The organism is Pseudomonas sp. RP-B7 (assembly GCF_059803535.1).
In genome coordinates, this window is the sequence record NZ_JAPFHC010000001.1 from 202,119 (window position 1) to 223,452 (window position 21,334).

17 protein-coding genes and 3 pseudogenes are annotated in these 21,334 nt (G+C 58.8%); 12 read left to right on the top strand and 8 right to left on the bottom strand.

The window, feature by feature from the left end:
* Positions 1-6: 6 nt before the first annotated feature.
* From OPU96_RS00895 to OPU96_RS00925, 7 genes are all read left to right on the top strand, one after another.
* Positions 7-420: a TIGR03750 family conjugal transfer protein gene (locus OPU96_RS00895; RefSeq protein ID WP_267863882.1), complete on the top strand. Its 414-nt coding sequence runs from the start codon at positions 7-9 to the stop codon at positions 418-420.
* A complete protein-coding gene (locus OPU96_RS00900; protein ID WP_267863881.1) occupies positions 417-1,058 on the top strand; it encodes a PFL_4703 family integrating conjugative element protein in 642 nt (213 codons plus the stop codon). Before OPU96_RS00895 ends, OPU96_RS00900 begins: the two co-directional genes overlap by 4 nt.
* Positions 1,055-1,867, top strand: a complete 813-nt coding sequence (locus OPU96_RS00905; protein ID WP_267863880.1) for a TIGR03749 family integrating conjugative element protein — start codon at positions 1,055-1,057, stop codon at positions 1,865-1,867. The genes OPU96_RS00900 and OPU96_RS00905 overlap by 4 nt, the downstream gene beginning before the upstream one ends.
* Positions 1,857-3,374, top strand: a complete 1,518-nt coding sequence (locus OPU96_RS00910; protein WP_267863879.1) for a TIGR03752 family integrating conjugative element protein — start codon at positions 1,857-1,859, stop codon at positions 3,372-3,374. Before OPU96_RS00905 ends, OPU96_RS00910 begins: the two co-directional genes overlap by 11 nt.
* A complete protein-coding gene (locus tag OPU96_RS00915; protein ID WP_267863878.1) occupies positions 3,337-3,753 on the top strand; it encodes a TIGR03751 family conjugal transfer lipoprotein in 417 nt (138 codons plus the stop codon). The genes OPU96_RS00910 and OPU96_RS00915 overlap by 38 nt, the downstream gene beginning before the upstream one ends.
* Positions 3,753-6,503 (top strand): conjugative transfer ATPase, encoded by a 2,751-nt coding sequence (locus tag OPU96_RS00920; RefSeq protein WP_267863877.1) that lies wholly within the window; start codon positions 3,753-3,755, stop codon positions 6,501-6,503. The genes OPU96_RS00915 and OPU96_RS00920 overlap by 1 nt, the downstream gene beginning before the upstream one ends.
* Before the next feature lie 151 nt (positions 6,504-6,654).
* Positions 6,655-7,110, top strand: a complete 456-nt coding sequence (locus tag OPU96_RS00925; RefSeq protein WP_267863876.1) for a VOC family protein — start codon at positions 6,655-6,657, stop codon at positions 7,108-7,110.
* A 287-nt stretch (positions 7,111-7,397) separates the two neighbouring features.
* Here the strand turns inward: OPU96_RS00925 and OPU96_RS00930 are convergent, their stop codons facing one another.
* Complete coding sequence (locus tag OPU96_RS00930; protein WP_267863875.1) at positions 7,398-9,272, bottom strand: CocE/NonD family hydrolase; 1,875 nt, start codon at positions 9,270-9,272, stop codon at positions 7,398-7,400.
* A 27-nt stretch (positions 9,273-9,299) separates the two neighbouring features.
* Positions 9,300-10,028, bottom strand: a complete 729-nt coding sequence (locus tag OPU96_RS00935; RefSeq protein WP_267863874.1) for a TorF family putative porin — start codon at positions 10,026-10,028, stop codon at positions 9,300-9,302.
* Between the two features lie 257 nt (positions 10,029-10,285).
* On the opposite strand from OPU96_RS00935, the gene OPU96_RS00940 reads away from it, so the two are divergent.
* The gene (locus OPU96_RS00940) at positions 10,286-11,152 is read left to right on the top strand and encodes a helix-turn-helix domain-containing protein (RefSeq protein WP_267863873.1); all 867 of its coding nucleotides are present in this window, start codon (positions 10,286-10,288) and stop codon (positions 11,150-11,152) included.
* Between the two features lie 135 nt (positions 11,153-11,287).
* Here OPU96_RS00940 and OPU96_RS00945 read toward each other — a convergent pair.
* The 4 genes and pseudogenes from OPU96_RS00945 to OPU96_RS00960 all read right to left on the bottom strand — a co-directional run bounded on the left by OPU96_RS00945 (position 11,288) and on the right by OPU96_RS00960 (position 16,844).
* A pseudogene (locus OPU96_RS00945) lies at positions 11,288-12,530 on the bottom strand (thiolase family protein).
* Entirely contained in the window at positions 12,527-14,410 is a 1,884-nt protein-coding gene (locus OPU96_RS00950; protein ID WP_267863872.1) for a feruloyl-CoA synthase, read from the bottom strand. The pseudogene OPU96_RS00945 and the gene OPU96_RS00950 overlap by 4 nt, the downstream one beginning before the upstream one ends.
* Before the next feature lie 70 nt (positions 14,411-14,480).
* Positions 14,481-15,929: an aldehyde dehydrogenase gene (locus tag OPU96_RS00955; RefSeq protein ID WP_267863871.1), complete on the bottom strand. Its 1,449-nt coding sequence runs from the start codon at positions 15,927-15,929 to the stop codon at positions 14,481-14,483.
* An 84-nt stretch (positions 15,930-16,013) separates the two neighbouring features.
* On the bottom strand, positions 16,014-16,844 hold the full coding sequence (locus OPU96_RS00960) for a p-hydroxycinnamoyl CoA hydratase/lyase (RefSeq protein WP_267863870.1): 831 nt from the start codon (positions 16,842-16,844) through the stop codon (positions 16,014-16,016).
* Between the two features lie 197 nt (positions 16,845-17,041).
* Between OPU96_RS00960 and OPU96_RS00965 the strand changes: the two genes are divergently transcribed.
* Both OPU96_RS00965 and mhpT read left to right on the top strand, forming a co-directional pair.
* Positions 17,042-17,512 carry a MarR family winged helix-turn-helix transcriptional regulator gene (locus OPU96_RS00965; protein WP_267864043.1) on the top strand — a complete coding sequence of 157 codons (471 nt, stop codon included), beginning with the start codon at positions 17,042-17,044 and terminating at the stop codon, positions 17,510-17,512.
* 287 nt (positions 17,513-17,799) lie between these two features.
* Positions 17,800-19,020 carry a 3-(3-hydroxy-phenyl)propionate transporter MhpT gene (gene mhpT / locus OPU96_RS00970; protein WP_267863869.1) on the top strand — a complete coding sequence of 407 codons (1,221 nt, stop codon included), beginning with the start codon at positions 17,800-17,802 and terminating at the stop codon, positions 19,018-19,020.
* 484 nt (positions 19,021-19,504) lie between these two features.
* Here the strand turns inward: mhpT and OPU96_RS00975 are convergent.
* Positions 19,505-19,873: pseudogene (locus OPU96_RS00975) on the bottom strand (IS110 family transposase); the annotation flags it as partial.
* A 14-nt stretch (positions 19,874-19,887) separates the two neighbouring features.
* Between OPU96_RS00975 and OPU96_RS00980 the strand changes: the two are divergent.
* Both OPU96_RS00980 and OPU96_RS00985 read left to right on the top strand, forming a co-directional pair.
* Positions 19,888-20,292, top strand: a complete 405-nt coding sequence (locus OPU96_RS00980; protein ID WP_267863868.1) for a hypothetical protein — start codon at positions 19,888-19,890, stop codon at positions 20,290-20,292.
* Positions 20,293-20,710: 418 nt separating this feature from the next.
* A pseudogene (locus OPU96_RS00985) lies at positions 20,711-20,791 on the top strand (HU family DNA-binding protein); the annotation flags it as partial.
* Positions 20,792-20,921: 130 nt separating this feature from the next.
* Here OPU96_RS00985 and OPU96_RS00990 read toward each other — a convergent pair.
* A complete protein-coding gene (locus tag OPU96_RS00990; protein ID WP_063321025.1) occupies positions 20,922-21,194 on the bottom strand; it encodes a LasR-specific antiactivator QslA in 273 nt (90 codons plus the stop codon).
* Positions 21,195-21,334: the final 140 nt, after the last annotated feature.

A 21,334-nucleotide genomic window follows, 5' to 3' on the forward strand; every position in this document is an offset into this window, starting at 1 on the left:
ATCGACATGAACGACACTATCGAACGTCTTGCCGACGGCACCTTGGTCTTTCTGCCGGAACGACTTAATCGTGATCCCGTCGTGTTGCGCGGTTTGACCAATGATGAGATGTGGGTGGCGCTCGGCGCAGGCGCATTCATAGGCCTGGTGCTGGGTGTTCCTCTGGCGATCGCCAGCGCCTCCATTGCCGTGGCGCCGACTAGCATGATCGTAGGCATGGCGGGGGTGTTATTCACCGGTGGCGCGCTACTGCGTCGCGCCAAACGGGCCCGCCCCGAGACCTGGTTGTACCGCAAAGTGGAATGGATACTGGCCAGCCGTTGGCGCCTGGCGCGCGGAAGCTTGATCCTCCGCTCCGGCGCCTGGACGGTTCGCCGTTCACGTCGACTGCGCCCTGCCCTGTCCCGGTGGCAGCCATGAGCCGATTTCGGAACAAGGTGGATGCCCAGCAAGCGCACATCTTCAGCCTGCGCCTGGCGGTGGTGATCCTGGCCCTGCTCTGTGCCGGACTCTGGTACGGCTGGCGCTCGGCACCGACCGATCTGACCGTGCATGTACCCCCGGATTTGCGCTCGGGCAGCACTCGCAAGTGGTGGGATATCCCCTCAGAAAATGTCTATGCTTTTGCCCTGTACATCTTTGGCCAGCTCAACCGCTGGCCCTCGGATGGCGAGCAGGATTATCGTCGCGCCATCTATGGCTTGCAGTCCTACCTGACACCCGCCTGCAAGGCCTTCCTCGACGGTGATTATGAGTACCGCAAGGCCGCCGGCGAACTGCGCCAGCGGGTGCGTGGGGTCTACGAAATTCTGGGCCGAGGCTACAGCGAAGATCCGGAACTCAGGGTCAAGCAACTCGATCGCGACAGCTGGCTGGTCACCCTCGACCTCAACGCCGATGAGTATTACGCCGCCGAACCGGTGAAACGGGTGGTGGTGCGTTATCCATTACGCGTGGTGCGTTTTGATCTGGACCCCGAACGCAATAAGTGGGGGCTGGCACTGGACTGCTATCAGGGCACGCCGCAAAAAATCTCCCTGCCTGGAGGTGAGCCATGAAGCGGATGTCTCCCCTGGGGCTCACCATCGCACTGATGGTATGGGGAGTTGCAGCGCAGGCCGTCGAGCTGATGCACTGGGAACGCCTTCCCCTTGCGGTCCCGCTGGTTATCAATCAGGAGCGAGTGGTCTTTGTCGATGAGGCTGTTCGAGTCGGTGTGCCCTCAACCCTGACGGGCAAGCTGCGCGTGCAATCAACCGGCGGCACGCTGTACCTGCGAGCGTCGGAAGCCATTGCTCCGACCCGCCTGCAACTGCAATCGGTCTCGACGGGAGAGATTATCCTCCTGGATATCGCGGCCACGCCCGGCGATCAGCCTCTGGAGCCCGTGCGTATTCTCAAGAATGCCCAGGTGCAAGCTACCGAGGCTGAATCGAGCACCGCCCCTGTTCCAGAACGTACGCCGATCCCGGTCGCTTTGACGCGCTACGCCGCGCAAAGCCTGTACGCGCCGCTGCGCACCGTAGAATCCCTGCCCGGCGTACGCCGCGTCCCGCTCAAGCTGCGCAGCGAACTGCCAACCTTGCTGCCGACCGAAAACGTATCCAGCACACCCATCGCCGCCTGGCGACTTGGTGACTATTGGGTGACGGCGGTGAGGTTGCGTAATCGTGGTTCAGACACGGTGCAACTCGATCCTCGTCGACTGCAGGCGAAGCTGTTCGCCGCGACCTTCCAGCATGCGTTCCTCGGACCGGTCGGCAGTGCTGAAGACACCACGATTGCCTACCTCGTCACTCGCGGTGCCGGCCTCGAGCAAGCCGTGCTGCTCCCTTCCGTTGCGCGAGGTACTGACGATGAAAGCTAACGCCTTGCTCAAATGGCTGGTACCGGCTGCGCTGCTGGGCGTGGTGCTGATCATCCTGAAAACCTGGGTCCCGGGTGGCAGCACACCTTCTCCAGAGCACCCAGTTGATCAGGGCAATATTCAATTATCCGCCGAGCAAGCCAAGTCGCTCGGCATTGCGGGCGATACCCCACGCGACACGGTCGCCACCCTGGTCGGCCAGGTGAAGGCCATGCGCAGCGACATGCTCGGTTTGAAGAAACACAATGACTCACTGCAGACGGAAAACAACCGCCTACGCGAGCGGGAAAACAGTGTCGATTCGCGTATCCAGACCGCGCTTGGCAGTGTGACCCAGCAGGTCGACGAAGGCCGCCGCCAAGCCAACGAGGCCCGGCTCAAAGCGGAACAAGACAGTCGTCAGGCTCGCGGCCTGCTGACGCAGTTGCAGGAACAGTTGTCGGGGCTGGCTGGCAAAAGCAAGGACATGCCGATCGGATTGGGGCTTGAGCCGGGCGATGGGGCCCAGTTCGAAGGACGGCATTCTGCCAACGATGCGCTGCAGTGGATTGAACCCTCGGATGCTCCGCCCACCGACGCCCGAGGCAAAACCAAGACCGCCTCCGCACTGAGTCTGCCTACTGCCTTCAACTCACTGGAGGGCTTGAACGATAACGCTATTGATCGCAGCCAGAAACAGCTGCGTGCAGTCACCCAGGGTAAGCATGACCTGACGCGATCCGTTGATCGTACCGAAGGCGCGAAGCCGATCTACACCATTCCCGAAAACGCGACATTGATGGGATCGGTCGCCATGACCGCGCTGATCGGCCGAGTCCCGGTGGACGGCACCGTGAATGATCCCTACCCCTTCAAGGTGCTGGTTGGTCCGGAGAACCTGACAGCCAACGGCATCGACCTGCCGGACGTCGCAGGGGCCGTGATGAGCGGCACGGCGTCCGGTGACTGGACCCTTTCTTGCGTACGCGGGCAAGTGGAGTCAATCACCTTTGTGTTTACCGATGGCACCATCCGCACGGTGCCTCAGCCGAAGGCGGTAGCCAGCCGCAACGCCTCCACCACCCAGAGCTCGAACACCGACAAGATTCGTGGCGGACTCGGTTACCTGTCCGATCCGTATGGCATCCCGTGCATTGCCGGTGAGCGCCGCTCAAACGCTCAACAGTACCTCGGCAGCCAGAGCTTGATCACTGCCGCCGGCGCCGGTGTCGCCGCCTTACTCGGGGATGAGCAGAACAACAGCAGCGTGACCAGTTCGGGCGGCAGTACGCTCGGAGTCACCAGCAGCAGTGGCAATAGTGCGCTGAATTCAATTCTCAGCGGTGGGGTCAGCGACATCCGCGAGTGGGTCAACAAACTGTATGGCGAGGCCTTTGCCGCCGTGTACGTGCCTCCGGCAGCACAGGTCGCACTGCACCTCGACCATGAGATCACCATCGACTACGAGCCCAAGGGCCGGAGCGTTCACCATGAAAAAGACCATGCTTCTCTGCCTGACTTGGATTAGCTTGCTCTGCTGGGTCCTGACGGGGTGTTCCACCGACAAAGACACGCTGCTGCCCCATGGCGAGCAAACCATGCTGGATATCTGGAACGGCGCCGGTTCGCAAGGCACTCAGCAGCAACTGCTGGATGCTCGACAGCAGTTACGCCGCCCGCTGGCTCAGGCAGATTTTTCCGCGTCTCTCCAAGAACCGTACACTCGCACAGCGACGAACGAGATCCACAACCTGTTCCCTCGCCTGCCCAATCCCGATCTAGTTCTGTACGTGTATCCGCACCTGAGCGGTACCGAGCAGGCACCGGTCCCGGGTTACTCAACCGTCTTTCCATTTTACCAACGGGAGCAGTACGCATTACCGGGTGAACGTCAGGAAGACTTGTAGTGCGTACCGGCGATTCGGGCAACCGCACTTCTGCGTGGAAAGCCTGGCGCAACCCACTACGCCCTCGCGCCACCTTGGCCGATGAAGCCGCACTCTATGCGCACAACCCCAGCTTCACCGATCACCTGCCTTGGGTCGAATACCTCGACATCGAGCAGTGCTTTCTACTGGATGACAATCGCTCGGTGGGTGCGGTGTTCGAGTTGCTGCCTATCGGTACCGAAGGGCGCGAACCCGATTGGCTGATGGCAGCTCGCGACGCCCTTGAGGATGCCCTGCAGGATAGTTTTGATGAGTTGGATCAAGCGCCTTGGGTGGCGCAGTTTTTCTGCCAGGACGACAACGACTTCACCTCCTATCTGAATCGGCTCACTGGCTATATCCAGGACAGCGCGCGAGGGACGGTCTTCACCGAAGCGTACCTGGAACTCACTCGCCGTCATCTGAAGGCCATCGCCAAGCCGGGTGGGCTGTTTGAGGACAAGGCAGTCACACGCCTGCCCTGGCGCGGCAACAACCGCCGAGTGCGCCTGGTGGTCTATCGCTGGCTCGGATCTGACGCTGAGGAGACGGGACTCACCCCAGTGCAATCCCTGCAACAGGCTTGCGAACGTATCGCGGATTTATTGCAGGCGTGCGGGGTGCAATCGACGCGAGTCGATGGCCGAGGTCTGTATGCCTGGTTATTGCCCTGGTTCAATCCGGCACCCAGGCTCACCGATGAAGCGCCCGAGGAGTTCTACCGCCGCGTGGCCTATCCGGAGTCGGGCGACGGTGAGTCGCTGGAACTGCCCTTCGATCATGACTTCGCCGAGCGGCTGTTCTTCAATGAGCCGCGTTCGGATGTGCAGCACGGACTCTGGTTTTTTGACGATCAGCCCCACCGGGTGATGGTGGTGGACAAGCTGCGCCGGGCATCGTCGATTGGTCAACTCACCGGAGAAACCCGTAAGGGCGACGCGGTGAATGCCCTGTTCGACCAGTTACCTGAAGGCACGGTGATGAGTCTGACCTTGGTGGTCAAACCGCAGGATGCACTTGAGGATCAGTTGAACCGCCTTGCTCGCAAAGCCATCGGTGAAAACCTAGCCTCGACCCAGACCCGCCAAGATGTTGAAGAGGCTCGTGCGATCATCGGTCGCCAGCACAAGCTGTATCGCGGCACCCTGGCGTTCTACGTGCGCGGTCACGATGAGCAGCAATTGCACCAGCGCTCGGTCAGCCTGGCCAACGCTCTACTGGGTGCGGGGCTGCAACCGGTACGCGAAGGCGATGAGGTCGCCGCCTGCAACAGTTACCTGCGTTGGTTGCCGATGACTTACAACCCGGCCCGCGACACGCGCAACTGGTACACGCGCCTGATGTTCGCCCAGCACTTGGCGAACCTGGTTCCGGTGTGGGGCCGTAGCACCGGCACAGGTCACCCGGGCATTACACTGTTCAACCGCGGCGGTTCGCCACTGAGCTTCGACCCTCTGTCACGCCTGGATCGGGCCATGAACGGTCATCTGCTGTTGTTCGGCCCCACCGGCGCCGGTAAGTCGGCGACCCTGGTCACCCTGCTGATGCAGGTCATGGCGGTGTACCGCCCTCGCCTGTTTATCGTCGAGGCCGGTAACTCATTCGGCTTGCAGGGCGACTACTTCGCGACACAAGGCCTGTCGGTCAACAAGGTCCAATTGAAACCCGGCGCCTCGGTCAGTCTCGCCCCGTTCGCCGATGCTTGGCGCCTGGTCGAGCAGCCGGATCAGGTGGCGAGTCTGTCGATCGATGAGCTGGACGATGAGGTGGTAACCAGTCGCGAAGACCAGCGCGACATTCTCGGTGAATTGGAGATCACCGCCCGGCTGATGATCACCGGTGGCGAGGCCAAGGAAGAGGCGCGTCTGAGTCGAGCCGATCGCAGCTTGATCCGCGAGTGCATTCTCGATGCGGCGCAGACCTGCGTCACCACGGGCCGTCAGGTGCTGACCCGCGACGTGCGCGACGCCTTGCTGCGCGTCGCCGCCGACCCGCACTTGCCGGAGAAGCGTCGCGAGCGTGCCCAGGAAATGGGTGAGTCCATCGACCTGTTTTGCCAAGGTTTCGAGGGTGAACTGTTCGATTGCGAGGGCACGCCTTGGCCCGAGAGCGATGTGACCATTGTCGATCTCGCCACTTACGCTCGCGAAGGCTACGAGGCGCAGATGTCCATCAGCTACATCAGCCTGATGAACACCGTGAACAACCTTGCCGAGCGCGACCAGTACCTGGGCCGACCGATCATCATGGTCACCGACGAGGGCCATATCATCACCAAAAACCCGCTGCTGGCGCCCTTCGTGGTCAAGGGGACGAAGATGTGGCGCAAGCTCGGTGCCTGGTTCTGGCTGGCGACGCAAAACCTTGCCGACTTTCCCACTGCAGCGCAGACCATGCTCAACATGATCGAATGGTGGATTTGTTTGAACATGCCACCAGCAGAGATCGAAGAGATCGCACGGTTCAAGAAGCTCACACCGGCACAAAAAGCCTTATTGCTCTCCGCCAGCAAGGAGCCGGGGAAATACACCGAAGGAGTGGTGTTGTCGAAAAAGCTCGAAACGCTGTTTCGAGCCGTGCCGCCTAGTCTTTATCTCGCCGTGGCCATGACGGAGCCCGAGGAAAAAGCCGAGCGTTGGACACTGATGCAGGAAAACGGCTGCTCGGAGTTGGAAGCGGCTTTTCAGGTAGCTGAGCGCATTGACCGGGCCCGTGGAATCGGGACGTAAGTATCTATTTTAAGCCCAAATAGCGTTACATCTGCAAAGGGCCGGAAAGCGGTTTGGTGCTGGATATGCCCGAACTATCTGAGTAGATTACTCGTCCGAATTCTGGTCGTGTCGGGCTTAACATGGACGTCGGTTCAACAGGAGGGCTGCAATGGATCTGAAGTTCAGTCACGTAGATGTACTGGTTAATAATCTGGAGGAAGCCTGTGCTTACTACGCACAGATACTGAACGCCAGGATCTCCAAAACGCTCGTCTGGGAACGAGGTGGTCCGCACGTGCGCTACGCGATTGCGCTGATCGGTCAAGAGCGCTTCATGTTGGTACAGCCGTTGGCAAGGAACCTGAGGGAGCTATTGGACGCCTCGGGCGAAGGGATGATTTATCGCCACTGCTATTCGACGCCGGACATCGAGAAGGCCTATGACGAATTGATGGTCGCCGGTGTTCAGCCAGAAGACGAAAACGGAAAGCCATTGGCCCGCGCGAACCTGCAATCCCCGTCTGGGACACGCATTATCTGGTTGCCCAAGCGCTTCGGGCACTTCTCTATCGAAATCCTGGAAGACAAGGCGCTAGAGGCATTTGTAGAAGCTGCATTTTCCTGAGTGGTGCGGCGATGAACGTCTGCTTGCCAAAAGCCGTCATCCGAAGCAGGCTTAATTCTGGACCTTTCGCCGCCTGATCAAGTGCGCTGAACCGCCCCGGCAAAGCGAGTCAGATCACTGGAAAGAAAAGAGATCGAATTCCTACGCCGTTAGCTCCTTCATCAAATACAGGTTCCTAGAGTTTTCATGACCCGTTTCAAGATGTTAGTCCATCTCAAGATTAATTTTTTATTCAAGGCAAGTGAGGCACGCTCGGATCAAGAGCATGCGACTCACTATCACGACGATTATTTGGAAGGCTTCGCCTTCGGGTCTGGACGGCACGGCTGCTTCAGTAAGCTGTCACAGAGAGGCTGTTCGGCTGGCATCTTTACTCCCTTCAGTTCACCTAGCACCAAGCTCGAAGGATGTTCTTTGTCATGGAGCAGCTTGTTTCGCGCCGGCAGTGAAAAGGTGTCGAAGCCGTACCCACCGGTACGCCCAGGGGCATCGATCCATATCCGCACGCGAGAGCCCGCGCGGAACGGATGAGAGAACGGTGGTATTTCAACCCGCCCCAAGGTGGGAGTGTCGGGCAGCATAGGCGCAATGGAATCCGGCGTATCGAGCCGCCAGGGGCGTACTTCGGTCGACTTGGAGGCATCAAGCTTTCGCGCAGACATGCGCAGCCAGCCTCGCTGCACATAGACTTCATGCCCGTCAGGTAGCAATTGCGTAAGCGTTACTTGAACGTCCATATCTGGACCTATAGGAGTGGATAGCCAAAGGTCTACGCTACCCGGCCCGTAGGTCATCAAGTCGCGACCAAGCGGGGGGCTGGTGTAAACGAGGCTACCCTCCTCCCAACCCGGCTTCAACTCGCCCCACGCGTTGTCCACCTCATAGGTATTAACGTCAGGCCCCGCAACCGGATAGTTGTACTCATCCGGCTCACCTTGGGACTTGCCCCCCTCGAGCAGCGTGCCGCCAGAACTCAAAGCAAAGCGTACGGGAGTAACCGGTACAGGCATTTGATCTCGCTGGATCACCCAGGCCGGCCTGGCGGTTTCGTTCAAATCGTGAGGCGTGTCACGCAGACTGCTCGTGGTTTCCTGCCAGATTTCAACGTGCGGTCCCTTTGTGAAACCGTTGTCCTTGCCCTTCACGAAGTGATCGAAAAAGCTGACCAACTTATCGCGAAACTGCTTCGACTCATAAAGATCATGCGGTCCATTGCTCTGGATCGTCCATAGCTGCTCAGGCTTCACGGTTTCGTGGTAGTAGCCTTCACGGGCCATTACCGCCTCATCCTGCCAGGCTTCGACAGAGAGAATGGGTACCTGGATCAGGTGGGTTCGCTCGCGAATGTTTCGCTGGCTGATCCACTCATCCCTCAATGGATGACGTATCAACTGGTAGGTCAAAGCATGCTTGCCGATATCGGCTTCGTTCCTGGCCAACTGGGCAAGACACTTTGCGTCGCCTTCACTTGTGGCGCTCGCCTTTACCGCAGCCCAGCGTTGATCCAGGTACCAGTGCCACGCGGTGACAAACTCTGGCGCTGGCACCCCACCTGGAGCCCAGCTGTCCCCTCGTGCATCGCCCAGAGCCATGCCTGGAGCGATTGCCTTGAGGCTGGCCGGGCGCTCTGACGCAGTCATGAGCTGCGACATCCCGGCCCAAGACCAACCGAACATACCTACACGGCCATCCGACCAACTCTGCTTTGCCACAAATTCAACGGCATCGCGCCCGTCAGTACCGTAGGCGGGACTGAGGAAGTCGAAGGTCCCTTGAGAACACCCGGTTCCCCGGGCCTGTACACCGACTACGGCGTAGCCCAAAGCGACCAGTTGCTTGTCGAGATCGACGGAGAACGTTTCATCATCACCGAGGTACGCGCTTCCCCCGATACTTCCCGAGTCATAACCGCTGTAACGAACCAGAACCGGGAATTTGCCTTTCGTATCGGGTAGCAATGCCGAATAACGAAGTTCCGTGCCATCGGCTGTTTTGATATACCCCGTTTCGCGCTTGGCCCAGAAGGGACTCCAACTACGCGAGGGAACATTGCTTACGTCTTGCCCAGGTACATCCTGAGCAAGCGCGGAACCGGAATAAATGGCGAACGAAAGGCTCAAAGCCGCCAGACTCACCGTGACATTAAGAGTGCGTAGACGCATGAATTGCACCTTCAACCGCTTGAGTATTTAGAAAATTTTTGAGACGGAGAGTAAAACGGTCGCGGAGCAGATGTCATCGATGCCCTGAGACGACTCACACTCTGCCTTTGAAAGATCAGTGTCGACATAAGCCAGTCGCCAACCCACGCCAAGGAGTTCCTTGCTGGCCGCCACTTCCCAGTCACGATACCCATTGCGGGCGCTCCCATCAGCACTCACGTAAACCGGATCTTTCGCGTCCGAGTAACCAAAACGGACATCCAGTGATGTCTCATAGGGAAGATTGAAACTGTAGGCGCCCCAGATGACACCGCGGTCACTCCCAAAGGGCTTCACATCATTGGTGTACTTCACACCCAGAGTGGCGTTGTAAGCCGTTGCGGCACCGATCCACTCACCGTAGTTAAACTCGCTTTCCTTGGGATAATCGTATTCGTAATAGATCAATGAAGCGCTGACATCGTCGGTGAAAGAATGCTCGATACCCGCGTAATAGTCATATTCGCGGCGTGTATCGCTATCAAAATCGACGTTGGAAGTGAAAACGCCCAATACCAGCCCGCTTGCGTGATGAAGGCTCGCGTCGAACTGCAAGGCAGGTTTGTTCAGGGTTTGCGATATGCCACCAGTCCTGTAGTCGCTCATCGCAGAGACCAGAAGGTCGACTCTGAAATCCTGGTTCAGTTCGATGGCCTGCACCGGCCCTGCAAGGCTCAGCGCGATGGCTGGAATAACGCTCAGTACGTTCAGCTTCATGTGCTCCGCTCCGTTATTGTTGTTGATGGCAGATTGGCACTGTTATGGTTAACAAAATTACTTTTGTTATTTTTCTAGACTTGCCGAACGGTTGGCTCTCAGTCGACGACGGCTAAATCTAGGATGTTTCTGGGCATTCGCTCTATCCATCTTGCGCACAAAAGCGGCTCAGGTTAGCTTGTTAGTTAAATGTATTAACTATTTTGGCGCAAGGGGTGGGTATGACGGTTTCAGCGAGGAACACACAGGAGTCCGAGGTGACTCATGTCGTCCTGCCCGGGTGGGAGGAGCAGTACACACAAATGTCAGCCGGTCGCCTCAGAGGGCGCCTTGTGCATGCAGAGATTGGGACGGTTCAGCTTTATGAAGAGAGCATCAACCTTCGTGTCGAGCAGGAGTTCCTCTCGCCTGCCGATGCCATGGTCTTCAGCTTCGACATGAACGAAAATGTTTTGTACCTGCTGGATGGTCAAACTCACAATGCATGGGTCACCCCTGAGCACTACCGTGAAGTCGCGGTTGTCTTGAAGCGCAATGCTGTGTGGGGCAACTCAACCACTGGCTTCGAAGAACTGGCACTCCAACCGCTGCAATCGAGGCATTGCGCTGCCTTCGCCGATTCGCTCAGCGGCTTCCTGGCTGACCTGGTAGATGGCAACACCAGACTTGAGAGTCCAGGATTCGCGCAGCATGTGGTAGACAGCTGCTTCACCCTTCTTGGAGAGACTGTCCAAGTTGAGTCGCGCTCGCGCTCAGAGCACCAGGCCAGGCGAGTGGTTGAAAGGGTAAAGGAGGTTATCAGGGACTGCCCTCAAGAAAACCTGGGCTCTCTGGAACTTGCACAACGGGCCGGCGTTTCGGTCAGGCATTTACAGCAATCCTTCCTGCGATATGCCGGTGTGCCCCCGACAGTCTGGCTCCGGAATCGACGCCTGAATGGGGCAAGGCTCGACCTACTTGCTGCAAGCCGTTGCGAGTTGACCGTTGCCGAAGTGGCAATGCGATGGTCCTTCTGGCACTTAGGCAGGTTCTCCCAGTCCTATCACGCGCTATTTGGCGAGCATCCCAATGTCACGCTCAAGCGGGGATTGGATCGCTGCAGTACCAGTTTTCCTGGAATCTGAAGGTGACACGCCACCCTCGGTTCGGATTACGACAGCCAGGAACGCGTCAGCTCACAGACAGCAATGGCAATGGCAATAGCGAACGAGCGGCACGCATAGCTGTGAATTGATGATGTATACCTCTTGATAGCTGTTTCAGGTATTGAAAGCCGGGTTTTCGATCATCAACGCCATGCCCTGCCCACCACCAATACAGGCAGCGGCGATGCCGTACCGCAGGTTGTCCCGGCGCAGTTGCCGGGCGAGGGTTTGCACAAGACGCAGCCCAGTGGCCGCCAGCGGGTGACCAAGGGCGATGGAACCTCCGTTGACGTTCAGCCTTTGAGGGTCAAGTTCGAGCGCCTGTATTACCGCCAGCACCTGAGCGGCTTGGGCCTCGTTGATCTCGAAGCGGTCGATCTGCTCAAGACGCAGTCCGCTGCGTTCCAGTAATAGGCGAATCGCCGGGGCTGGGCCGATACCCATGGTTTTCGGCGGCACACCAATCGCAGTTGCCATCAGCAGTCGCGCCAGGGGCGGCCGGGAACAAGCCGAGTAGCGACAGACCAGCGCCGCCGCCGCGCCATCCACTACCGCGCAACTGTTGCCGGCAGTCTGCACGCCGCCGGCATGCACAGCTCGCAGGCGAGCCAGCGCGGCACTTTCGGTGGGCCGTGGATGACTGTCGCGATCCACTTGGCTGACACCTCGCGGCAGCCCGATGCCTCGCGACAGGCAATCCTCGGCTTCAAAAGATTCGTCGCGGACGGTGGCGATTTCCTCGTCGAACCATCCCGCCAACTGGGCCGCGAGGGCACGCTGATGACTGCGCAACGCCCATGCATCCGCGGCTTCGCGGCTCAGGCCGTATTCGCGGGCGAGGTTTTCCGCAGTGCCGATCATGTCCACCCCGGCCGCCGGATCGAACAGCGCCTCCCAGAGAAAGTCCTTGAATCCCACCGACGCGCCGAGGCGAAAGCCGCTCCGATGCTCGTAGGCCGCGATGGGGTTGCGCGACATGGATTCAGCGCCAACACAGCACCTGTTCCACCCCGCTGCGCAACTGCTCGGCGGCCTGGCGCAGCAGCTCCAGCCCGGTACCGCAGATGCGCTGCACCGCCAGCGCCGGGACGACCTGGGGAACGCCGCTGTACAGGCCGATGTGGCGAGGCAGCATGTAGGAATCGAAGCTGGCCTGCGCCATGCTCCCGGCCAACACACTGTCCACCGTCAGCGGATCGACACCGGCCCGGGCCAGCACTTCACGCCCTGCCTTGATGCCCAAGTCGATGGGCGACACCTGAGCCAGCGCCCCCCCCCCCAGGTCCACCCAGGGCGTGCGAACCATCTCGACGATCGCCGCATCCTCAAAGCGACTGCACAGCCCGCCAAGACTCATGGCCGGGCCTGCGCGCGCAGCATCAGCGGCTCTTCGCCGCGATACAGCGCCTCGACCCACGCTGCCCGGCGCTGCAATACGGTGCGCTGGTTGATCGAACCCTTGTCGGTGATTTCGCCGTGGTCGATCGACGGCGGCTCGTCCACCAACAGCAGCCATTCGATGCGACTGGAGTTACCTTGGGCGTCGCGGTTCAAGCGCTCAAGCCAACCGGCGAACCAGGTCCGTACGGCTGCGCTGGCCAAGACATCCGAATCGCTGGCGTCCTCCTTCAGCCCAGCCAGTTGACGACACTCAGGCACCCGCGGGAAGACCAGGACGCCCAGGCATTCACGGTCCGGCGCGGTAACCACGATATCCAGCACGTAGGGCGAGCCCTCAAGCACCGCGCGGTTGCGAAGCGGACCGACACTGACGAAAACCCCGGAGGACAGCTTGAAGTCCTCGGCGATACGGCCATCGAACATCAGGCCGAGCTGGCTCTGGCATGGATCGGCGAGCTTCAGCGCGTCGCCTGAGCAGTAGAAACCTTCTGCGTCGAACACTTCAGCGGTCTGCTGCGCCGCGCGCCAGTAGCCGGGCATGATATGCGGACCACGGAAACGCCCTTCCAGCTTGTCGCCCACCGGCACCAACTTTACTTCGCAACCCGGCGCCGGCAGACCAATGTAGCCGGCCATGGACAGCGGTCCGGTGGTAAAGGTGCAAGACGGCGACGCCTCGGTCATGCCCAGCCCCGCCATCATGCGGATACGCTCACCGCAATGCCGCTCGGCCACCCGGTCAAGGCGGTCCCATACGCTTTGCGACAGCCCCGCCGCGGCAAAGAAAAACAGCTTCATGTTGGCGAAGAAACGCTCGCACAACGCACCGTCCTGCTCCAGCGCCTTCACCAGTTCTTCCCACCCCTTGGGCACTGTGAGGTAGGCGGTCGGCGAAATCTCCCCCAGGTTGCGCAGCGTCTCAGCGAAGCCCTGGGGCGTCGGCTTGCCGGCATCCAGGTAGAAGGTGCCACCGTTGTAGAGCGCGATGCCAAGGTTGTGGCTACCACCGAAGGTATGATTCCACGGCAGCCAGTCCACCAGCACTGGTGGCTCTTCGGCGAACACCGGGAAAGTCTGCAGGAGCATCTGCTGATTGGCGCAGAGCATGCGCTGGGTGGTGGTTACCGCCTTGGGTAATTTTGTCGAGCCGGAGGTGAAGAGGAACTTGGCGATGCTGTCCGGGCCGGTGGCAGCGAAGGCCGCATCGGCTTTGGCCAGATCGCCGCCTTGCAGCAGGCTGGCGAAATCGACACGGCGACGGCCCGGCACCTCACCTTGCACGCTGATCACCGACACCGAGATATCGAGCACAGCATCGATGGCCCGCTGGAATGGCCGAGTGTCGCTGACGAACACCAGCCCCGGGGTCAATACCTCGCAGACATGCCGCAGCTTGACGAAGTCGTGGGACAGCAAGGCGTAGGCCGGCGATACCGGGCAGTATGGAATACCCGCGTACATGGCGCCGAGGGCGATCTGCAGGTGCTCGATATCATTGCCGGACAGAATCGCCAGCGGGCGTTCCGCTGACAGGCCGAAATCCAGCAGGCTGGAGGCGACCGCCCGCACCTGCTGCAACATGTCCGCGTAACTGACCTCGCGCCAGGCACCATCATCCTGGCGCGCAGCGATTAACGTCTGCTGCGCACGCACCTCGGACCAGTGCACCAGGCGGTCCAGAAGGCGTCCGGGCAATGGCGCCAGGGGTTCGATGGCACGCATGCGCAGGATGCCGTCTGCCTGGCTCACCTCCACCTCGGAATGGCCGATGGACACCTGCCGGTAGCGCGGCGATTTGGCACGGTCGTTCGGCCGTGGACTGGCTTCGGAATTCACGCAGGTTGCTCCTTGTTCTTGTTGTATGTCGTGCCGCCGCCGGCAAGTCGCGGCAGCGGTCGGTAGCGCGTCAGATGGGATAATGCCGAGGACCGTGCTGCATCGTGACCCAGCGCAGCTGCGTGAACTGGTCGATAGCCGTGCGGCTACCGAAACTGCCGTAGCCACTGGACTTCACCCCACCGAAAGGCATCTGCGCCTCGTCGTGCACGGTAGGCCCGTTGATATGGCAGATTCCCGACTCAACCCGCTGCGCCAAGGCCAGGGCGCGGGAGGTGTCGCGGCTGAAGATCGCTGCCGCCAGGCCGAATTCGGAGTCGTTGGCCAACGCCAGCAGGGCCTCGTCGCCATCGCCACGCAGCACCACTGCCACCGGCCCGAAGGACTCTTCACGGTACAGGCGCATGCTTGCATCGACGTTGTCCAGCAAGGTCGGCTGCAAAATGCAGCCCTCCAGCTGGCCACCGCAGACCAGGCGCGCGCCCTTCGCCACGGCATCATCGATAAGCGCCTTGATCCGTTCACCGGCGGCGCTGTCCACCAGCGAACCGAGTATCGATGCCGGGTCTTGCGGATTGCCAGCACGTAACCCGGCGACTCTGGCCGCAAGCTTGTCGACGAAGGCGTCGGCAATTTGCTGGTCCACCACCAGGCGCTCGGTGGACATGCAGATCTGCCCCTGGTTGAAATAGGCGCCGAACGCGGCGGCCTGCACTGCAGCGCCCAGGTCAGCGTCATCCAGCACCAATAGCGGCGCCTTACCGCCCAGCTCCAGCAGCGCCGGCTTGAGGTGACGCGCCGCCAATTCGCCGACGATGCGCCCGACATGGGTCGAACCGGTGAAATTGACCCGGCGCACCGCCGGGTTGGCGATCAGTCGCTCGACGATCGCTGGAGCATCCGCTGGGGCATTGCAGATCACGTTAACTACACCGTCGCCAAGACCGGCATCTTGCAGCACCTGGCCAATCAGCCGGTGCACCGCCGGGCTCAGTTCCGACGCCTTGAGCACCACCGTGTTACCACAGGCCAGGGGCATGGCGATGGCGCGAGTGCCTAGGATCACCGGGGCGTTCCACGGCGCGATGCCCAGCACTACGCCGCACGGCGCGCGCAATGCCATGGCGAAACTGCCGGGCACGTCAGACGGAATCACCTCGCCGGTGATCTGGGTGGTCATGGATGCCGCTTCACGCAGCATGCCGGCAGCCAACTTGACGTTGAAGGCATACCAGTTGGCCATGGCGCTTGTCTCGCCAGCCGCGGCGATGAACTCGTCGCTACGCGCTTGCAGTTGTTCGGCGGCAACCAGCAGGCGGCTGCGTCGCTCATTGGGTGCCAGCCGCGACCAGACCGGGAATGCCGCCTGGGCCGCGGCGACCGCAGCATCCGCATCGGCCAGCGTGGCAGCGGCGACCTGCGACACTACCTCTCCGCTGACGGGATTGCGCCGCTCAAATGTTCGTCCATCACTGGCAGGGCACGAGCGCCCACCTATCAACAAAGGCACCTGCAACATGCTCATTCCTCTTTCTTATCGTTATCGGAAATCGTCAAAAGCGCGCAGAAACGGGCAGCTCTTTACAGGTGCTGCCCATCGACTTCAGCGCTTATAGGCCTGCAGGCCGGGCTTGATGCTCTTGTCGTCGAGGAACTGCTTCATACCCTGTTCGCGACCGCCTTCGGTGTCCAGCAGGCGCGATTGGTCGAGCTTGGCGTACAGGTAGTCTTCGTTCTGCTCCCAGGTCAGTTCGCGGCAGCGCTTGAAGCCGTGCTTGGCGGCGCGCAGCACCACCGGGTTTTTCTCCAGAAGGTTCTGCGCCAACTCGCGGGTGACGTTACGCAGTTGCGCCAGGGGCACGCTTTCGTTTACCAGTCCCATCTCGGCGGCCTTTTGCCCGCCGAAGGTCTTGCCTGTCATGATGTAGTACAGCGACTGGCGGTGCCCGACAGTATCGGCCATAGCCTTGCTGACCAGGTTACCCGGCGGGATGCCCCAGTTGATTTCAGAAAGACCGAAAGTGGCTTCGTCGGCACAGATCGCCAGGTCACACGCCACCAGCGGGCTGAAGCCACCACCGAAACACCAGCCGTTGACCATGGCGATGGTCGGCTTGGCATACATGCGCAGCAGTCGCCACTGCCATTGCGAGGCTTCGCGGCGGATTTTTTCCTGGAGGATTTCCGGGCCTGCGTCCACCTCACGGAAGTATTCCTTAAGGTCCATCCCGGCAGTCCAGGAATCACCCGCGCCAGTCAACACCAGCACCCCAGCCGCGGAATCCTGTTCCAGGGTCTCTAACACATCGACCATCTCACGGTTGAGGGTCGGGCTCATAGCATTGCGCTTATCCGGTCGATTCAGGGCGACCCAGGCGATGCCGGATTCCAGTTCGACCTTTACGGTAGTCCAGCGGCCTTCGTAGTTGCTCATGGAGATGCACTCTTGTTGTTCGTGGGCGATGAGGTGCACGCTAATTTAGCAAATTAGTTATGTCAATTAACTATTTGAAAATTACATTTTGCCTTCTCCGCTGGCCCAAGTGTCCGCAGTCCGCTTGCTAGCCATAGGCTACCCGGACGGGCAGAATGGGTAACTTTTTTACTCATGACTCCAGGAACCCCCTTTCGATGGTCAGGTCCGCCCGCAAAAACGAAGCTACACCCGAGCCCGCAGTGGCGCTGGATGCATCGCTCGAAGATCTGGTTGGTTACGCCCTGCGCCGCGCCCAGCTCAAGCTGTTTCAAAATCTCATCAGTTGCCTGACAGTGCATGACTTGCGACCGGCCCAGTTCTCCGCACTCGCAATCATTGAGCAAACCCCCGGTTTGATGCAGGCAGATCTGGCCCGGGCGCTAACCATCGAACCACCGCAAGTGGTGCCATTGCTGAACAAACTGGAGGAGCGCGCGCTTGCGGTTCGCATTCGGTGCAAGCCAGACAAACGCTCCTACGGCATTTTCCTCAGCAAGGCTGGTGAAAACCTCCTCAAGGAACTCAAAAAGATCGCCGCCGAAAGCGACCGGGACGCCACTGCAGCACTTGACGAAGATGAACGTACGGAGCTTTTGCGTCTGCTGAAGAAGGTCTATCAAGTCTAAGCATTCTTGGAATTTCGGTTATCTGTCCTACGAAATCGGGCCTGACTCTCGAGCTCACGCAGGTATCAAGACGACCGTAAAAAATGGCCGATAACCGAACATTAATTTCATTATCTATTCCTCATGACAGCCTGAATTCAGTGCACACAGCCTGCTGGCGCTAGCTCCACACCCGTGAAAGTCTCGACAGAAAAAAATGCTGTGATTTTAGTTGTGTTTGTTAATCTTATTTCTGCCCACGGGGGGGTGCTACCGCTACAGAACAAAAACAACACTGAGGTCATGCCATGCATTCTTCATCGCGTCGTCCGACGCTGACTATTGCCCTATGTTTCGCCGTCGCACTGATCGAAGGATTCGATCTGCAATCGGCCGGCACAGCCGCCGCCGGCCTACGGCAACGCTTCGAGCTCGATGCGATGATGCTTGGCTGGGTATTTAGCTCAAGCATCATAGGCCTGCTGCCAGGGGCTTTCTTCGGCGGCTGGCTGGCGGACCGTATCGGACGGAAGAAGGTCCTGGTGGCGGCGGTCATCCTGTTTGGGGTGTTCTCACTATGGACCGCCTTTGCGGGTAACTACGGACAACTGCTACTTGCCAGGTTCATGACCGGACTGGGCCTCGGTGCCGCCCTGCCCAATCTCATCGCCCTGTGCGCAGAAGCTGTAGGCGAACGGCGTCGAAGTACCGCCATCAGCATCATGTACTCCGGCGTACCTCTGGGTGGAGCGCTGGCCGCATTGGTGGCGATGTTCGCCCACGATCAATGGGAATTGACGTTCATCATCGGTGGATTGGCGCCTTTACTGGCTGTACCATTGATGTTGATGCTGTTGCCCGAATCAAGGGCCTTCCAGCTCACAACGAGACCGGATGAGCGCCTTTCGACTGCTACCGCGCTTTTCGGGGAAGGGCGTGTCAGTGCAACCTTGATGCTGTGGTTGAGCTACTTCTTTACCCTCACCGTAATGTACATGCTGCTTAATTGGTTGCCGTCGCTGCTTCTCGACCAAGGCTTCAGCAAGTCTGACGCCGGGTTGGTCCAGATGCTGTTCAACGTTGGCGGGGCGATCGGCTCATTGCTTGGCGGCGTGTTGCTGGATCGGGTAAATCCCGTGCGAGTTGTTTTGTGCATCTATGGAGGATTGCTGGCTGCGCTGGCGGGCCTTGGCCTGGCAGTCGGGGTCATAGCCATGGCTATTGCGGGATTTGCCGCCGGACTGTTCGCCCTGGCGGCGCAACTGGTGCTCTATGCCTTGGCACCACCACTCTATCCAACTGCAGTAAGAGCGACAGGCGTTGGCGCGGCAGTGGCAATCGGGCGTCTAGGCTCGGTCAGCGGGCCTCTGGCGGCAGGGCAGATTCTGGCCGCCGGGGCCGGTAGCACGGGCGTATTACTAGCAGCTTCACCGGGGCTGGTGGTAGCTGCACTTGCTGTATTACATATACTTCGACGCGCTAGGAGCGTATCCGGATCACAGGTGTCGGCGCACAACGGCAATGCTTGAGATGGCGGGATAACCAGTTTCTTGCCCGTACCCCAAGTTTCACCGGGCCATTTTGAGATAGCGATGGGACGCTCGCGAGTGATCACTGTTGGCAACTGACTATCGCGAACGTCTGTATATGGACTACTCCTCATTGCAAGCCCCTTTGCTTTGGCTACCGCGCCGACTGCACACGTATATTCGGCCTCTAAATACAGCATCGTTTCGATGCAGGGCCATGATGGGCTATTCGCGCGTCGGCTCCCGATTGCTTTTTCGTGCTTTTCGCACTTAGACATTAGAGGGTTTTGCCGACGCCGGTTCGACCGGTTTGCCATCGTTCAGGTTGCTTTGCAATCGTGGTTAAGAGTTGTTTCTCTCGTAGAACACGTTGGGTAAATGGATCAGGCCGCTGCCTGATCCGGTTGGTAATCAGTGCCGTAACGCAGCATCGCCCAAGCCATGCGTGCAGTTTTGTTGGCCAACGCAATAGCGGCCACATTGGGATGCGATGAGTCGCCTGGATATCCTGTTGTTCGATCGTCTTGATGGCGACGAATCGCGTGGTGGGACGGATCATCGCCTCACAGATCGCCTCGGCATCGTTCATGTCGTTCTTGTTGCTTTTGACATAAGGTTTAACAAACTGGGGGGCGATCAGCTTGACTCGAAATCCGCGAGCTTCGAGTTGCCGCGCCCAATGATGGGCGCCACCGCAACTCTCCATGCCGATCTCACAACCAGGTTCGATCTTCTCCAGCACCGTTTGCAGCCATTGATCACGAGACAGACGCTGCCGCCAGACCGGCTTCTCATGGCGATCCACACCGTGGATCTGAAATACGTTCTTGGCCAGGTCGACCCCAATGCGCATAAGCTGCTGCCTATTTGGATTTTTGGCATTGGCTTCGATTTACGAACCTTAATAAGTACGCTGCGCGAGTTGGCGGCGACCCAAAAGCTGAACTTTTGGCGATTTTTGATTTCCTTGAGTATTGGTTTTCAGAGCAAGATTTCAGAGGCTGCGCATTTGCTCGCGGTCTGAATGACTTTAATGATGACGCATCGAAAATTTTACGCGCCAAAGTCAGCGTGCATTTCGATGAATGGGCTAACTTCATTATGGCGAGCTTGTCCCTGTTCGTGGAACCCGAAAAGGCAGACATTATTCTTCCACAGTTTCTAAGCCTTATTACCGGAACTACCGTTGGTGCCCACGCCTCAGGCAATGTAAAAATCGCGCAACTAAACAAGCAGATAGCTGAAATATTATTAATTGCCAGAGCAGGCTAATTTTCAGGACTGTATCTATCCTCGGCGACTTCTTGATCCCAACTTTTCCTACCTTTTCGCTTTGCGTTTCAAGTCGTTGTCGCTGAACGACATTGCGCTTATGGGCCCCCCTGCTTCTAGTTGATATTGCGACATTACCCCTACTTAACCACCTAAATACGTTGCTAATGACCACCTAATTATCGTCGAATTAACCAATCGGCTTTGAAATGGTGACTCACTGGGAGCGGCTCGGCGAGAGGAGCAACTCGTCTCAGCGTAATTGGGTGGACGGGCACGGCGCATAGATACTCAAATAAAAAGATCAAAACCTTCGCCAATTTCATTTAAAGTGAAAAAACCCCGAAAAGAATGGAATAAATTTCGCTAACCTACTGATTTATCGCAACTTTCTCTTCAGTCGTACTGAAAATTCATGACTGGGGCCATCATCAAGATCGCAGCCGCGAAGACGCCTAGTTTCAAAGCCGGTAAGTCGCTGAAAGACGCGGTTAACTAGAAGCTGGTGGCGATTGCCCAATACCAACTCTGCGAGAGCGCTGGTATTGGGGCTTCAGCAGCCGAAACGCTTGCTGAACTCCGGGAGCCGTTCAAGCATGAGTATGAACGCGTCTTAAACGTCGTTTTTCTCAGCTTTGATTTGGGCTGGGCGAAACACTGCTTAGCCGCTGCTGAATCCTCAACAAGAATCCGGCTTCAAAGGCATCCTGGCAGTCACCGACAGGAAAGGTTTTGCGCGCTTGCGCCAACTCCCACCACAGTGGAATCTCGCCGGGCGTATCAAGCCAAGCCTGAGCGCATTGCACGCCACGTTCGATCATCGGGGCAAATTCGTTGCCCCAAGGCGTCAGAAGACTTGGGCTACCATCCGCCGCCGGAATTGAAATGTAGTTTTCGTCCATACACACCCTAGATTTCTGATTTTTTGTTAGACGCTGGGCCCAGCTTCGAAAAGCTTAACGACACCAAATGAATGCTCGATAACAGGCATGAGCATCAAATGGCCTAGATCAATACCAATGTAGACTATATCCCGTGGATT